We start from the raw sequence: 14239 nt of genomic DNA on the forward strand, positions 1-14239 counted from the left end.
TAACTTAGTTTCCTGCTTTTTTCTTGTTTGATTTTCTCCTTCGTTACTGCTACGTTTAATGTACTGGTGGCAATGAAGGAGGTTTATTATGTCTAAATATCTAACCTATGATCAACGCCTTGAAATCGAGGCGGGTTTAAAAGAAAACCTTTCTTTTGGTGCTATTGCCAAAAAGATTAATAAGGACAGAACCACTGTTGCTAAAGAGATAAAGCGTAATTTTATCATTAAGAAAATTGGATGTAGTGGTTGGCCTTATAACTCTTGTAAACACCGTGAAAAGTGCAACAAGTTAAAAGTATGTGATGAATGCAAGTATCCATCAAAACAATATTGCAAGTTGTGTAAGCTTTGTAATGATGGCTGCGCCTATTTTGATGAAGAAGTTTGTATAAACAAGTTCAAACCACCTTATGTATGTAATGCTTGCAAAGACTTTCAAAAATGTACATTAGCAAAACCATTTTATAGTGCTATTGATGCACATCATGCTTTTTCTGAAAATATTTCTGAAGCTAGAAGTGGCATCATATCCAATGAGACTGAAATAGCTAGAATCAATGAACTTATTACACCACTTATCCGAAACGGGCAGTCTATTCATCAGATATATGTAAATAATGTTGATGAGCTCATGTGTAGTGAAAAAACGCTTTATAACTATGTTGATGCATGCTTGTTTGATGTCAGAAACATTGATCTTCCACGTAAAGTTAAATATCGACCACGTTATAAAAAATCAGAGTTCAAGGTAGATAAAGGATGTCGTATTGGACGTAACTATACAAACTTCACTGAATTTATCAGTAAGAATCCCGAGAGCCCAATTGTTCAAATGGATTCAGTCATTGGTGCTAGTGGTGGTAAGGTATTACTAACTCTGCACTTTGTTGAAACAAGTTTTATGTTAGCTTTCTTACGAGAAGCTAATACCTCAAAGTCCGTTATTGATGTATTTGATTACCTGTACAAAACATTAGGAAGGAATACATATGAAAAGTTATTTCCTATTATTCTTACAGATAACGGTAGTGAATTTTCTAATCCTAAAGCTATTGAATATGGCCCGGACGGTATTCTTAGAAGTCGCGTATTTTACTGTGATTCCAGTGCTCCTTATCAAAAGGGTGCTATTGAAGTTAATCATTCATTGATTCGAAGAATCCTTCCAAAAGGCAAGTCTTTTGATGTACTGACACAGAATGATATAATCTTGGCTATGAATCATGTGAACTCTTACAAACGTAAAAAGCTGAACGATAAAAGTCCCTACGACGCGTTCAGCTTCTATTACGGAGAAGACATACTTGGTAAGTTAGGTTATGCTCCAGTTGCAGCTGATAGCATAATACTCGCACCAAAACTTCTCAAAAGTAACCTGTAAAAACGAACAAATGCCACCAGTAAAAAGGATAACTCAATAAAACTGGAATAGGGGTGGATTCTTCGATTACAAAAAAATCGCCGAAAGTTGACCTCTATTTTTCATGCCCTTTTATTCGTGCTTACACACGAATTATAACAAATTTCATAGGCAATTGGTAATTCATTTATGGAATTTTGTTTACAAAACAGGATTTTCAGTTACAAAAAGTGATTTTTGTTAACAAAATTAAACTTTGAATTACAAAACGAGATTATTGGATTACAAATGGGAATTTCATGTTTCAATTCACCGGGTTTTATTTTTTGGCTGAATAAAGTACAACAAAGTATAATAAAGTTAAATAAAATACAATGAAATACTTGACGAATGCAAGAGGAATTATTATAATTTAATCATAAACTAATTTTGAAAGGATAGATTTTTTATGGAGAATCAATTTTATACAATAGATAAAATCGCAGAAATGTTAGGTATGCATCACAAAACTATAAGAAAATTTATAACAGAAGGTAAACTTGGAGCAAGTAAAGTTGGAAAGCAGTGGAGAATTTCAGGTCATGATTTAAGTGTTTTTATGGAAAAAAATAATGTTAATATTAATGATAAAAAAGCCAGTCAAGGGTCAAGTATTGATTTTTCTACTAATGGAGAAGAGGATACTACTGTACAGAAAAAGATAAATGTGTCAACTGTTGTAGACATCAGTGATATAGATAAAGATGAGTATATGAGGGTATCAAACACTCTTATAGCTATGATGAACTGCAAAGACCCTAAAATGGGAAAGTCCACAATTAATATGAAATATGATGATAAAGAAAACAGACTAAAAGTAATATTGTGGGGAAGTACGAAATTTACTGAAGGTATGCTCAGCACAATTTCACTCATAGTAGAACAAAAGGATTTATAAGGGGGCAAAGATAATGAATTATAAAGTAATAAAAAAATACAATAAAAAATATATTGAATGCATTTCTTTGGAAAAACAAATTTCTTCAGAACAAGATATATTAGATATTATTTCTATATGTATGGAAAATGATGTGAATATAATAATATTCTACGACAACGCATTTTCAGAGAGTTTCTTTAATCTTAGAACGGGATTGGCAGGAATAATGTTGCAAAAGTTTATAAACTATAATATAAAACTTGGAATTGTTTTAGATGAAGAAAAGGTAAAGGGTAGATTTAAAGAAATGATTATTGAAGCTAATAATGGAAATCAGTTCAGAACATTTAAAAGTATTGAAGATGCTGAAATTTGGATTTCGAAATTATGATTTATTTCTTGAGAAGTGAGCATCATCCTATGAAAAAGTATATTAATATATGCAGTAATTTGATGGGGATATGATATAATTTAGAAGTTGAAATTATTTATATGTTAAGAATATGGGGTGGCAATAAATATGACATATGAAAATGGACTTAAATATGATAAAGAATTACATGAGAATTTGAAAATTGACTGCCAAAAATGTTTCGGATTTTGCTGTGTTGCATTATATTTTTCTGCTTCAGAAGGTTTTCCAACGGATAAAGATGCGGGTAAACCTTGTATAAATTTACAATCTGATTTTAAATGTGCTGTTCACAAAAATCTTAGAGAGAAGGGTCTTAAAGGATGTACTGCTTATGACTGCTTTGGAGCAGGTCAAAAAGTTGCTGAAGTTACATATGATGGACAGGATTGGAGAGTAAATCCAGAAACTGCAAAACAAATGTTTGATGTGTTTTTGGTTATGAGGCAACTTCATGAAATGTTATGGTATCTAACGGAAGCACTTAGGATACAACATGATAGTATTATCCAAGAGAGGATTAGTCATATGATAAGTGAAACGGTGCGGCTTACTAATTTAGATGCTGATTCTCTTATAAAGCTAGATTTGGTAGCACATAGAAATAATGTTAACGCTCTACTTTCAGAAGCTAGTGAGCTTGTAAGAACTAAAGCTCGTAGAGGGCAGAAAAGTACTTTAAAACGTAAGAAAACAATTGTTGGAAGGTTAAATCTTATTGGTTCAGACCTTAGAAAAATTAATCTAATAGGAGAAGACTTGAGAGGAGCATTTCTGATTGCAGCGGATCTCAGGGGTGTTGACTTAAGTGGAGCAGACCTTATTGGAGCTGATTTGAGAGATGCGGATATAAGAGGAGCTAATCTCACAAATAGTATATTTATTACGCAAGCCCAGATTAATGCTGCTAAGGGAGATTCTAATACAAGGTTACCAATATCAATAGTTCGTCCTGCGTATTGGGATAAATAATTGGCTGAGAAATAAATTTATGGAGTGAGAATGTTGAATAATAATGATGAATTCCAGAAGGAATTGCAAAGAGTATTGAATACTGAATCTCTTCAGGATGTACTTAATTATATGGAAAAAAATATTGTTTCTTTTTTCTCAACACCAAATATTGCCCAGTATTACCATATGGTCAAGGAGATAGATATATCAACTTCAAGTAGAATGATGACTATACTTATTAAAGCTTGGTTGGCTTTTTTGAGTGGAGATAATGCAGGGTTTACATCAACTATAAAATATATTAATGAAGCAGAACTTAAAGGATGCTATGAGAGCTCCTTTTATTATGCTCTAAAAGCATTGGCGGAATTTTCAACAGACCCTATGGAAAAACTTAAATACGCAAAACTATCTGTGGATATTCTTCCAAAGGGAGATAAGGGGCTTTTTATGGCAAATGCAAAGCTTACCTATGGACAAATACTTTCTGGTTTAAATCAATACCGCCATGCTGCAGAAATGTTTGATGATTCATTTCAAATATTTAAATCCTTGGATATATTTTTTCTTGCAGTTATAGCTTTTGTAAATAAATCACTTAATAAATATAAACTAGGAGAAGTTTCTTACGTTATAGATGAATGTAATAAAATATTAGTCATGTCTGCTAGTTTTAAAGAGAAGATTGAGGAATACTGGAATATTATACATTTACCTTTGGGCATGTGTTATTATGACTTAAACAAACCGAATCTTGCAGTTCATCATTTAAAACTTGCCAAGTCAAGTATTGATAAAATGAGTTTACTTCATATGCATGGAATAATTGAGCTTTATCTGTTTAAAGCATATTTTATACTTAATGATGAAGCTAGCATGGAAGAAATTCTTAAACAATCGGAAGTTGACTTTGGAGAGATGCACTATACTATGACAGATTTACTTATTTCCATGTTTAGAATAATGTCCTGCAGGGAAGAGAATAGAAAGGCGATTCAGTCAGATATCGAAAGATTTGAAGTTGAATATATGAAGGTAGGGGAAAAAAGCCCCTTTATACTTCTTGAAACTCTTGGATATTTAAAGTTAAAGGGATACAGTAATTTGATTACAATAGATGATATATTAGAAAGCTTAAAAAAACTACGTTTTATCGGTCTTGTGTCATATATTCAGATGTTTTTAATTTTACTATCTGAAATTCATTTTATTGAGAATAAAGAAAAGGAAGCTGAATTATGTCTCAAGGAAGCAGTATCTATTTACAAGGAGTATGGTATAAGCGTTAATTTTTATATCTTCCCTATGAAATCTGTTGAACTTTTAAAAGCAATTGATAACAAATTATATAAAATGTTGGAAAAGAATCATATTTCAAATGAATTTACTTGTAAGGACTCTTTACTTTCACCAAGAGAAAAAGAAGTTATGCAACATATTGCCTTGGGAAAGAGCAATGATGAAATAAGTAAAACACTGTTTGTTAGTGTTGGTACTATAAAATGGCATATAAATAATATTTTTGGAAAGCTTGAAGTAAAGAATAGAGTACAAGCAATTGAGAAGGCAAAAATCTTAGGAGAGATTTCTTAATTTCATCAATATTAAATAAAATCTTATAGCATAACCAAAAACCTAACCTAGGTTAGGTCTTTTTTTTATTTTTCTCCTGTAAAATAAAAATATAATATTTCAGGAGGACTTGGCTATGGAAACATTACAAAGTCATTATTACCAATGGTGGGGAGTGGTATTTTTTATTATTATTTATTCTATAGCACTTCTATTTGTACCATTTCATAAAAAGATGAATAGAAAGCCTGCCACAGCTTATTTTGCTTTTATTCTTGCTTTTGCAATAGAAATGCATGGCATTCCTATGAGTATGTATCTTATTTCATGGATAATTGGAAAGAATCTGCCAGAGGGAGTTTTGTGGGGACATACCTTTTTTAATCAAATAGGATATGCTGGTATGTACTTAAACATAGTATGTGCAGTTATTTCAGCATTCCTTATCATTAATGGGTGGTATAATATTTATCATAAATACTGGTCAAAGGAGTCAGGGAAGGGCGAGGTAGTAAAAACAGGTGTATATAAATATATTCGACATCCTCAGTATACGGGATTTATACTTTTAACTATGGGAATGATTCTTGAATGGGCAACACTACCAATGCTTATTATGTGGCCTTTTATAGTGTGGATGTATTACAGGCTTGCAAAAAAAGAAGAAAAAGATATGATTGAGGAATTTGAAGAAGAATATATCATGTACATGAAGAAGACCAAAATGTTTATTCCCTTGATAATATGATTATAAATAGATTATTAAGGGAAGACAGGTATATTATTTAGAGCAGAAGAAACAATATTATAAAAATGAGTTTAATTAGGAGGAGCTATGATTTTAATTTTTTCAGTGGATGATAATTGGAACATTGGATATAAAGGGGATCTATTATATAAAATATCTGAGGACTTAAAAAGGTTTAGAAAGTTAACAGAAAATAATATTGTTATAATGGGAAGAAGAACATTTGAATCTTTGCCAGATAAAAAAGCACTTCCTAACAGGATAAATATTGTGATTACTGAAAATAAGGAATATAAGGGCTGCAAAGGAGATAATATTATCATTGTTAACTCCATAGAAGAATTACTTTCCGTATTAAAAGAAGTAAATCCTAATAATGCAATGGAAAACTTTGTTATAGGGGGAGGGAATATTGCAAGGCAGATAATGCCCTACTGTACCAAAGCCTATATAACTAAGATATTAAAATCCTTTGAAAAGGCAGATACTTCTATGCCTAATTTGGATTTGCTTGATGATTGGAAGATAGTAAAAGAGTCGGAGATATATAAGCAAGAAGATGTAGAATATAAATATGTAGATTATGTTAAAGTTATTTAAAGTTTCATTACATGAATATATTTGGTGATTGCATAGGGCTGCAGGTGAATTGTGTTCATTTGCAGCCTTTTTATATTATTTTTAGATGTTCATTTGCAAATATAATGGACACATTATAGCTTATTATATTTAAAGTAAGCTATTTTTTTATACAATTAAGAAAAGGTATTAAGCATTTATACGAGTATTTAAATAATGGAAGATATCATAAATAATCAAAGAATAGGATTAATGTGCTCAAGAGGAGAGTGAATATAAAGAGTGGGATGAAAATGGAAACGCAAAAGAATAAATATATGAGGTAGGAGAAGATAAAATGAAGGTACAATTTATTCATAATTTTAGTGCAAATACTGAGGAGGAGTTCTCTAAAATTCAAAATAGTTTAGGAAAAAATATCATACTAAAAAATAGTTTTAATATTAAAGATATAAAAACCTGCGCAGGTGTGGATCTAGCCTATTGGATGAAAGATGAAGAAGAGTATGCTACATGCTGTATAGTAGTAATTGACTATAATACTAAAAAAGTAATAGAAAAAATATATAGTTATGGGAAAGTTAATGAACCATATATACCAGGATGTTTAGCTTTTAGAGAATTACCATTAATTATTAAAGCAGTAGAAAAACTAAAAATAGAACCGGATATTTTTATATTCGATGGTAATGGATATTTACATTTTAACCACATGGGAATAGCTACTCATGCTTCATTTTTCTTAAACAAACCAACCATAGGCGTAGCAAAAAGTTATCTTAAAATTAAAGAAACAGATTTTGAAATGCCTGAAGATGAAATGGGGTCATATAAGGATATAGCCATAGATAATGAAGTCTATGGAAGAGTATTAAGAAGTAGAAGCAATACTAAACCAATATTTATTTCATGTGGAAATTACATTGACTTAGATACAAGTACGAGGATAATAATGAATTTATTAAATGAAGAAAGTAGAATTCCAATTCCCGTAAGGTTAGCAGATTTAGAAACACATATTGTAAGAGAAAAACTAAAAAATATATAGTATTTTAGTTATAAAAATCTCTAAAGTTTTGTATAGCTTCATTTTACATAATTAGGAGGAAAAAGATAAGAGTATGTTGCATAGATAAAATAAGAAAGAATAGAGCTAATATTTCTATGAAGGAAGCATTGGTTCTATTTTTGTATAGAGAAATATAGAAGAGAAAATATGATGAAATATTAATAGGAGTGGAGAAATGCATAAGAAGGAAGATTTTAAAGATTTAACTATGTACGAAGAAATAGCTTATAGTATAACATGTTTAGAAAAATTGTGTATAGAGTGGAATATAGGAAGTAAGAAAATGGCTGCATTTATAGAAATACTATGGGGATTCACAAAGGATTTTGATTGTTGGGAAGCCAATATCCATAGTCTCAAACGTAATTCCATTGGAAGATGCGAATTAGGCAATATTGACGGTGAAAAAAAGAAGATTATAGATAATATTATTGAGAGATTATTTAGAATTTGCTTAGGAAATTTATATACAGAGTATAGATATACAGGCGTATTGAACGATATATTGAGTATTGAAGAACATTTAGAAACAAATAAAATAGAATGTCCAGATTTAAATTTCTATATAGGAAGGGAAAAAATTTATCGAGATGATTTAGGTATGCTTAGATGTGGTAAATATAATTTAACAAACATTATTCCCTTTAGAGAAAAATAATGATTTGGAGGATAAAATGAAAAGTTTAGATTTTAATAATATATCCATAAGAGGAAGGTTTGTATTTGCAGTGGAATGTTTATTAAAAGTAATTAATAAGTTTCATATTGTAACTGATTTTGATACATTTATCGATGATTTATTGGAGTTTACCAATTGCTCTAAAATGGAGTTATGGGAAACAAAGATCATATTATTATTACCAGAAGAATTAAATAATGATACTCTTTCTTATGATTTAGATTATGATGAAGATATAGGTGAAGAAGAACAACAACTTTTAACAGAGGTATTTTTAGAAGTTTTGAATGTGGGGAGAGCAAACTTATATAAGAGTTTTGAGAGTGATATAACATTACACCATGTGATGAACATAGTAAAGTTGCTAAATGAAAATAATATAGAGCTACCAAGTATTGATAAAGTAAAATTTTCAACGGTTTCAGAGAATGGTGGATGGGGAAACGCATTTGATTACAAAATTGGATATGATAATGCTTATGAGGATGAAATACACCATGTTATAGAAATTCTAAAGTAGTTAGTTAATAATATAATTGGACGTAGAATCAGTTATAGGGCAATTGATTCTAGGAAATTTTGTAAAATAGTTGAAGTATATACCGAAGAACCATATAAGAAATAGCATAGTAATACTTAGACAAATTTGTTGGTATTACTATGCTATTATTTAAGTAAATATCCTTAGAATTTTCCTTCTTTTAAAATGTTAGTTAAATCATCAAGCATTAAGTTAGCAGCTTTTATACCACCTGCTGTATTCCATATAATATCATCTACTTTAAATGCTTTGTTATTCTTAACTGCACCTAGAGATTTAAATAATGGATCATTTAACCACTCTTCTTCTCTAGCAAGGCCTTTTCCATCGCCAGTGTCATAAGTGAAATAGAACATTACATCTCCATCAGCTTCTTTTAATCTTTCTTTACCGATTTCATTAACGAATTCTGTTCCTTGTTGAGTTGATGGTCTTTTAAATCCTATTTCTTTAAGAATAGTTCCTGAGAAAGTATCTCCAAGGTATATTCTAGTTTTTCCAGGCATAAATCTAACAAGTGATATTTCGGTATTCAACTTATCTTTATAAGTTTCTTTTATAGAAGCAATCTTATCTTCATATTCTTTTAGAGCTTTATTTCCTTCAGCTTCTTTATTTAAAACTTTAGCATAGAATTCGAAGTTATCTTTCCATGCTCCTCTTATTGTATCTGAATAAACAGTTGGTGCTATTGCCTTTAATTGATCATATATTTTTTCGTGTCTCATTTTGTTTCCAATTATTAAATCAGGTTTTAAAGCAGCAACGGCTTCTACGTTTACAGATGATTCCTTTCCAAGAGGTTTAACTCCTTCAAGATCCTTTTTAGTATGTTCATACCAATCACCTGTAACACCAGTTACAGCTCCTACTGGTTTAACTCCAAGGGTAATAAGTGCTTCTGCACCTTCATTGGTTAATATAACAACCTTTTGAGGATTTTCAGGAATTTCTGATGTTCCCATAGCATGTTCTATAGATATAGTCTTTCCCTTTGATGCGTTCTCCTTTGAGGTATTCTCGGTTTTGCTTGAGCATCCTACAAATAAACTTGTAGCTACTATACTAGATAAAATTATAGACAATAATTTTTTTGTCATATGTATTACCCCCCTAAGTAAATATATTTTATGTCGAATACTGTAGAATTATTCGCTTAATTATGATATCATAATTAATATTGATTATCAATAGCAATTGATAGTAATTCTAAATTAAGCAGTAAATTAAAAGGAGAAAGTTATATGAAAAATATTCTAAGAAGCAATAAAAGCAAAACAATTTTACTTTTATCACTAATAGTATTAATTTTTGCATTATGTTATTTAAGTATTACTAAAGGATTTATACATACATCTTACGATATGTTCTTAGATACATATAGAAACTTTAATAATTCTCAAGAACATATAATTATAAAAACTTCTAGGGTTCCAAGAACTTTAAATGCTCTTTTAGTTGGAGGAGCACTTGGAGTAGCAGGACTTTTAACTCAAGGATTAACAAGAAATAAATTAGCTTCCCCCAGCATATTAGGTATAAATTCTGGAGCGGTTTTTACCCTTGTTATAGCTATAACCTACTTTCCACAGATATCTTTTTTAGGTCTTATGTGGATATCTTTCTTTGGAGCATTAGGTGCAGCTATACTAGTATATGTATTGTCTGGAGGACTTTCTGGAGATGTAAGACCTATGGATTTAACATTAGGTGGAAGTGCCTTAGGAGCATTACTGTTTTCTTTGACTCAAGGTATTCTATATAAAAATGACGTTGCCTTAGAGGAAGTTGTTTATTGGATGACAGGTTCTGTGGAAGGAAAAAAAATAGAACTTATTCTTCAATTTGCTCCAATAATACTTATGGTAATAATCTGCACATTATTCATTGGAAAAAAACTTAATGTATTCTCATTAGGGGAGGAGATGGCAAGGTCCTTAGGAATGAAAACACTATATCTAAAGATAATTATAATAGCTATAGTGGCGGTTTTATCAGGTGTATCTGTAGCTCTTGCAGGACCTGTCGCTTTTATTGGGCTTGTAACCCCTCACATAGTACATAAATTTATTGGTACAGATTATAGATGGCTTATACCATTCTCTATTTTAATAGGTGCCTCTATATTATTATCTGCTGATATAATGTCAAGGTTCATAATATATCCAAAAGAAGTTCCAGTTGGTGCATTAACTGCACTTATAGGGGGGCCATTCTTCATATATATTGCTAAAAGGAGGAATAGTTAATGGTTAACATAAGTAAAAGAACTATCAAAATAAGTGGAATTTTATTAATTATTACCCTCTTGATAATGACTTTATCATTAGGTATAGGAGAAGTAATGGTAACTCCCTTAGATGTTTTTAAAAGTATAATAGGTATAGATACAGGGTTCTCCTCTATTTTAGTAATGAATATAAGACTGCCAAGGGTTCTTGTAGCCTTTTTTGTTGGAGCATCTTTAGCATTATCTGGTGCTATACTTCAAGGAGTAGTTAAAAACAATCTAGCCTCACCTAATATATTAGGAATAGTGGATGGGGGAGCTGTTGGTGCTTTAGTATTTTTGACAATTTTTATAGACCCTAAAAATAACTCACTAACAACTTCAATATTGTATATGCCATTATTTACTTTTGCATTTTCATTTTTAGCCTTAATGTTTATCTTTTTTATTTACGGAAAATCAGCTTCAACAAACAAGCTAATTATAATAGGAATCGGAGTTTCTGCTATTTTTAAAGCGTTAACTAATATCCTTATAATAAATGGGCCAGTAATTTTTATAAAAGAAGCTACAACTTGGATAACGGGAACTATATATGGTGCTAATTGGACTCACGCAATGTTAATTGCAGTAATATTTTTTGTTTTTACTATAATGGCTTTAATATTTATAAAAGAGTTAAATCTCCATCAACTAGAAGATGAAGTTGTAACAGTACTTGGTAGCAATGTACATAAGAGTAGATTTATACTTCTATGCATTTCAGCTGCATTAACTGCAGGAGCGGTAACTATTGGAGGAGGTATATCATTTGTAGGTTTAATAGCTCCACATATAGCTAGAAAACTTGTAGATTCAAAATTTGAAAATCTAATACCCCTTTCAATACTTATAGGTGGAATAATAACTCTATTAGCTGATTTTGCTTCTAAGTGGCTATTTTACCCTCAAGATTTACCTATAGGTATATTTACAGCTTCTATAGGAGCACCTTACTTTATATATCTTTTAATTAAAAATAGAAAGTACTCAAAGGGGAGATAGAAATGATAAAGATAAATGATCTGAAATTATGTTATGATGAAAAGATTATATTAGATGATATTAATTTGAATATAGAAAAGGGAAAGATTACAGCTTTAATTGGTTCTAATGGATGTGGAAAAACCACATTAATAAAGGCTATAGCAAGAATACTTACTCCTAAGAAAGGAACTGTGTTAATGGAGGACAAAGATATTCTTAAAATGCCATCAAAAGAGGTATCAAAGCTACTAGCAATGCTTCCTCAAAGTAGTAATGCTCCAGAAGACTTAACTATTTATGATTTGGTAAAGCAAGGGAGATATCCATATCATAACTTATTATCATTTTGGAGTAAGAAGGATGAATCTATAGTTTTAGAATCCATAAGAAAGATGGGGCTTACAAATGAAAAAGATAGGACGCTAGGAAATCTTTCTGGGGGACAAAGACAAAGAGCTTGGATTGCTCTAGCTTTAGCACAAGATACTGATATTATACTTTTAGATGAACCTACAAATCACTTAGACATAAAATATCAACTAGAAATTTTAAATATATTGAAGGAACTAAATGAAAAAGAAAATAGAACTATAGTAATGGTTATTCATGATATAAATCATGCATTGAAGTATGCTCATAATATAATTGCTTTAAAAGATGGAAATATATTAGCTCAGGGTCCTAAGGAAGATATTATAAATGAGAATCTCATAAAAAGCGTATTTGGTGTTGAGTGTAAACTTATTACCTCTCCTGTAGATAACTGCAAGATATGTGTACCTTTTATATAGTCACAATCAAGTGGAATGTTTTATATTAAAACATTCTTGTAAGCTTAAAAAAAGCACTGCTCCTTATTTAGGGGAGACAGTGCTTTTTATATAAAACTTTTCTTCGTTAATGTATTGACAAATTTAGAGAACAGGCATATAATTCATAATATAGATGATAATGATAATCAATATCAATAAGGAGGAATTAATATGAAGAATGTTTTAATTGTTTATTGGAGTGGTACAGGAAATACAGAACAAATGGCAGCTGCTATAGCAGAAGGAGCTAAGAAGGAGAATGTAGAAGTAGAACTTTTACATGTAAGCCAAGCTACATTGGACAAGGTGAAAAACGCAAATGCGGTAGCTTTAGGGTGCCCATCTATGGGTTCTGAAGTATTGGAAGAATATGAAATGGAGCCTTTTGTAGAGTCTATATCTAACGATATTTCAGGAAAACCATTAGCACTTTTTGGATCCTACGATTGGGGCGATGGTCAATGGATGAGAGAATGGGTAGAAAGAATGGAAGGTTGCGGAGCTAATCTTATTCATGAAGGATTAATAATACACTTAACTCCTGAGGAAGATGGATTAGAAGAGTGCAAAGAACTAGGAAGTAAACTTGCAGAGGCATAGAAAAAATCAGTTAATAACAAGATTTCTGAAATAAAAAAGGAGGCTGCCTTATGATTCACAACATGCTAAAAGAATATATGAGTGCAATTAATTGCATGGAAGATAAAGAATATTTATTTGCGAGAATTGCATATTATATAGCTCCCACCCTTGTGGATCATAAGCCCTCCACCATTATTACTCTTAACCAAGATGGACGTAACTGCTATATGCTCTGGGATCTTTATAAAGAAGAATTTAAGAAAAGGTATGGAATAGAGTGCTATGAAATGAGACGAAAGGAAAATGGTATTACTATATTATTTTATCAAACTCAAGCACTTAAAGATGTAATTTATGAAAGAGAAAACATGCAATTTCTTAAAGGCTTTGGATATGAGGAAAAAATGTCTATAGAAGAGTGTTTAGGTATACTAAAAGGAAGATTTGAAAGCATTTGTCCACATGAGATCGGTATATTTCTCGGAATTCCATTGGAGGATGTTATTACTTTTATAGAATGTCCAAATAAAGAATGTCTTCTTTGTGGATATTGGAAGGCATATAGCAATATAGAAGATTGCAGAATAAAATTTTTTTCATATGATAGGGCAAAGAAAAATGTGATACAGGCGGTCTTAAAGGGTATTGATCTCTCTATGTTTGTTAGGCAAACTAGGGTGTATCCTAATATAATCCAGATTAAAGTACATACAGGAAATGCTAACTTATTAAAGGGAATAATGTAACTTTAGT

16 protein-coding genes are annotated in these 14239 nt (G+C 30.7%); 15 read left to right on the forward strand and 1 reads right to left on the reverse strand.

The window, feature by feature from the left end:
• Positions 1-88 precede the first annotated feature (88 nt).
• The 10 genes from KQI86_RS06425 to KQI86_RS06470 all read left to right on the forward strand — a co-directional run bounded on the left by KQI86_RS06425 (position 89) and on the right by KQI86_RS06470 (position 8815).
• Positions 89-1384, forward strand: a complete 1296-nt coding sequence (locus tag KQI86_RS06425; protein WP_216438458.1) for an IS30 family transposase — start codon at positions 89-91, stop codon at positions 1382-1384.
• A 427-nt stretch (positions 1385-1811) separates the two neighbouring features.
• Complete coding sequence (locus KQI86_RS06430) at positions 1812-2300, forward strand: helix-turn-helix domain-containing protein (protein WP_216438459.1); 489 nt, start codon at positions 1812-1814, stop codon at positions 2298-2300.
• Positions 2301-2313: 13 nt separating this feature from the next.
• Positions 2314-2673: a DUF4180 domain-containing protein gene (locus KQI86_RS06435; RefSeq protein WP_216438460.1), complete on the forward strand. Its 360-nt coding sequence runs from the start codon at positions 2314-2316 to the stop codon at positions 2671-2673.
• A gap of 129 nt (positions 2674-2802) precedes the next feature.
• Positions 2803-3666 (forward strand): pentapeptide repeat-containing protein, encoded by an 864-nt coding sequence (locus KQI86_RS06440; protein ID WP_216438461.1) that lies wholly within the window; start codon positions 2803-2805, stop codon positions 3664-3666.
• Between the two features lie 33 nt (positions 3667-3699).
• Positions 3700-5241, forward strand: a complete 1542-nt coding sequence (locus tag KQI86_RS06445) for a response regulator transcription factor (protein ID WP_216438462.1) — start codon at positions 3700-3702, stop codon at positions 5239-5241.
• Positions 5242-5356: 115 nt separating this feature from the next.
• Positions 5357-5968 (forward strand): methyltransferase family protein, encoded by a 612-nt coding sequence (locus KQI86_RS06450; RefSeq protein WP_216438463.1) that lies wholly within the window; start codon positions 5357-5359, stop codon positions 5966-5968.
• An 87-nt stretch (positions 5969-6055) separates the two neighbouring features.
• Positions 6056-6568 carry a dihydrofolate reductase gene (locus tag KQI86_RS06455; protein ID WP_216438464.1) on the forward strand — a complete coding sequence of 171 codons (513 nt, stop codon included), beginning with the start codon at positions 6056-6058 and terminating at the stop codon, positions 6566-6568.
• A 316-nt stretch (positions 6569-6884) separates the two neighbouring features.
• Positions 6885-7595, forward strand: coding sequence for an endonuclease V (locus KQI86_RS06460; RefSeq protein ID WP_216438465.1), 711 nt, complete (start codon positions 6885-6887; stop codon positions 7593-7595).
• 196 nt (positions 7596-7791) lie between these two features.
• On the forward strand, positions 7792-8274 hold the full coding sequence (locus tag KQI86_RS06465) for a hypothetical protein (RefSeq protein ID WP_216438466.1): 483 nt from the start codon (positions 7792-7794) through the stop codon (positions 8272-8274).
• A gap of 16 nt (positions 8275-8290) precedes the next feature.
• Positions 8291-8815 carry a hypothetical protein gene (locus KQI86_RS06470; RefSeq protein WP_216438467.1) on the forward strand — a complete coding sequence of 175 codons (525 nt, stop codon included), beginning with the start codon at positions 8291-8293 and terminating at the stop codon, positions 8813-8815.
• Positions 8816-8979: 164 nt separating this feature from the next.
• Here the strand turns inward: KQI86_RS06470 and KQI86_RS06475 are convergent, their stop codons facing one another.
• A complete protein-coding gene (locus tag KQI86_RS06475; RefSeq protein WP_216438468.1) occupies positions 8980-9936 on the reverse strand; it encodes an ABC transporter substrate-binding protein in 957 nt (318 codons plus the stop codon).
• Positions 9937-10080: 144 nt separating this feature from the next.
• Between KQI86_RS06475 and KQI86_RS06480 the strand changes: the two genes are divergently transcribed.
• The 5 genes from KQI86_RS06480 to KQI86_RS06500 all read left to right on the forward strand — a co-directional run bounded on the left by KQI86_RS06480 (position 10081) and on the right by KQI86_RS06500 (position 14232).
• Positions 10081-11085, forward strand: coding sequence for a FecCD family ABC transporter permease (locus KQI86_RS06480; protein WP_216438469.1), 1005 nt, complete (start codon positions 10081-10083; stop codon positions 11083-11085).
• Entirely contained in the window at positions 11085-12110 is a 1026-nt protein-coding gene (locus tag KQI86_RS06485) for a FecCD family ABC transporter permease (protein ID WP_216438470.1), read from the forward strand. Before KQI86_RS06480 ends, KQI86_RS06485 begins: the two co-directional genes overlap by 1 nt.
• A 2-nt stretch (positions 12111-12112) precedes the next feature.
• Positions 12113-12883 (forward strand): ABC transporter ATP-binding protein, encoded by a 771-nt coding sequence (locus KQI86_RS06490; protein WP_216438471.1) that lies wholly within the window; start codon positions 12113-12115, stop codon positions 12881-12883.
• A 192-nt stretch (positions 12884-13075) separates the two neighbouring features.
• Positions 13076-13504 (forward strand): flavodoxin, encoded by a 429-nt coding sequence (locus KQI86_RS06495; protein WP_216438472.1) that lies wholly within the window; start codon positions 13076-13078, stop codon positions 13502-13504.
• Positions 13505-13554: 50 nt separating this feature from the next.
• A complete protein-coding gene (locus tag KQI86_RS06500; RefSeq protein ID WP_216438473.1) occupies positions 13555-14232 on the forward strand; it encodes a DUF3793 family protein in 678 nt (225 codons plus the stop codon).
• The last annotated feature ends 7 nt before the right edge of the window (positions 14233-14239 follow it).

It is taken from the genome of Clostridium mobile (assembly GCF_018918285.1).
In the GTDB taxonomy this organism is placed as follows: domain Bacteria; phylum Bacillota; class Clostridia; order Clostridiales; family Clostridiaceae; genus Clostridium_AW; species Clostridium_AW mobile.